Annotated in this window: 2 protein-coding genes; both read left to right on the top strand. The window is 34.4% G+C overall.

What is annotated here, in order from left to right:
- Positions 1-49: 49 nt before the first annotated feature.
- Positions 50-841 (top strand): sulfotransferase family 2 domain-containing protein, encoded by a 792-nt coding sequence (locus BIZ39_RS21770; protein WP_187448109.1) that lies wholly within the window; start codon positions 50-52, stop codon positions 839-841.
- Positions 842-849: 8 nt separating this feature from the next.
- Positions 850-1374, top strand: a 525-nt coding sequence (locus BIZ39_RS21765; RefSeq protein ID WP_187448108.1) for an oligosaccharide flippase family protein, incomplete at its 3' end; no start/stop codon positions are given.

Here is a 1374-nt window from a genome sequence, read left to right as displayed (position 1 = left end):
GGATTAGGTATCTAATATAAGCAAAATTTTATAATCAAATGGAGCAAATATGTTAAATAAAATTAAAGACTTTTCGAAAAGAAAAATTGAAAAATTTGTTGAAGGTCAACCAAAATTCGTATTTACCCACGTACCAAAATGTGCAGGCTCATCACTCTCTATTTCACTTCTCAATGGTATCTATTCAAATTTGGTTAAAAACTCTCCCCTTACCACTGGTATAGACACGAAACTAGCATATAAAATAAGTAACATTACTGGAGTAAATGAGCAGACTGTTAGAGAGATTCAGCTGGCTTCTTACTTAGCATCAGGTAGAAAAGTCTTTGTGACAGGTCATTGTTATGCTTCGCCAAAACTAGTAGCCGAATTTAAAAATGATTGGAAGTTTATCACTGTTCTCCGAGAACCGACTGAACGATTTATATCAGAGTTCGTTTATAACACATATAAAGAACAGGATTGGAAAAAGAACACCATGGACATATCCGAGTATATTTCAACTGATAAAATGTTAAAAAGCGGTGTCACATATGCAAGGTTTTTTTCTGGGATGAGTTTGGAGGAAATACTCACTGATCAAAAAACAGCAATAGAACGCAGCGTAGAAAACTTACAAAACTTCTATAAAATAGGTTTTCTTAACGACTTAGATTCATGGATAACTGAATTAAATAAAGAATTAGGCTTTAATATCAAAGTCAAAAATACAAACTCATCACCAAATAAAGACTTAGTAGAAAGTATCATTGCCGATACAGTTAAAGTTAAAAGAATAAGAGAGTTATGCAAAGTAGATCTTGCAATATATGAGAGCGTTAACAACAATTTTTGTCGGTAATGATGCAAATGACAAACTCTAGAAAAACAATATTTGGAACATTCTGGAATGTAACACTTAATTTTTTTAACCAAGCATCTGCTTTAATCATATACGCTCTTTTGGCTCGAATCCTTGACGTACAAGATTTCGGGTTGATTGCGTTCTGTTTTTTGATTACCGAAATGGCGTTATTATTCGGTAATTTTGGAGTGAATCAAATCTTGATTCAGCGGAATAGATGGAGTGATAGACTAGCGTCCACATGCTATTGGTTTCTTGTAGCAATAGCTATATTTTTTGCACTTGTCATAGTCGGTATTGTTGCCCCATTGAGTGACCATTATTTTTACAAAAATTCCGGGTTGATGCTTAGCTTTTTAGCGCTTGTTCCAGTCATAAACTCCTTCTCTTTAGTGAGCCTCGCGCGCATGCAGCGCAACTTTCAAAATAAAGATATTACGAAAATCAACGTATTAGGAACAACAGTTGGTGGTGGGCTATCAATCTATTTAGTCTTTAGTGGATATAGCGTATGGGCTGTAATAATAGGC

It is taken from the genome of Alteromonas sp. BZK5 (assembly GCF_014349115.1).
Classification (GTDB): domain Bacteria; phylum Pseudomonadota; class Gammaproteobacteria; order Enterobacterales; family Alteromonadaceae; genus Alteromonas; species Alteromonas macleodii.
Note: the sequence above shows the minus strand (reverse complement) of the source record. Positions and strands in the feature narration are given on the sequence as shown.